A 358-nucleotide genomic window follows, 5' to 3' on the forward strand; every position below is an offset into this window, starting at 1 on the left:
CATCCTGTCCAAAGACGAAGGCCGCCCTCATACTCCGTTCTTCAACGGCTACCGTCCCCAGTTCTACTTCCGGACAACTGACCAGACCGGTCCCATCGAACTGCCAGAAGGCGTAGAGATGGTAATGCCAGGCGACCCCCTCAAGATGGTTGTGACTCTGATCCACCCAAGCGCGATGGACGACGGTCTGCGTTTCGCAATCCGTGAAGGCGGCCGTACCGTTGGCGGGGGCGGTGTGGCTAAAGTGCGCGGCTAGTGGCTGAGAACATGTGACGCAATGCGCAATAAAAGGGGGGCATTTGATGCCCTTAGTGCACGCTTTCACATCATAAGCGGGGACATCAGTGATTAATTTTGT

1 pseudogene is annotated in these 358 nt (G+C 56.1%); it reads left to right on the top strand.

The annotated features are described in order from the left end of the window. Positions 1–256: pseudogene (gene tuf / locus A6013_RS24740) on the top strand (elongation factor Tu); the annotation flags it as partial. Positions 257–358: the final 102 nt, after the last annotated feature.

It is taken from the genome of Enterobacter sp. IF2SW-B1 (assembly GCF_001743375.1).
In the GTDB taxonomy this organism is placed as follows: Bacteria; Pseudomonadota; Gammaproteobacteria; order Enterobacterales; family Enterobacteriaceae; genus Enterobacter; species Enterobacter bugandensis.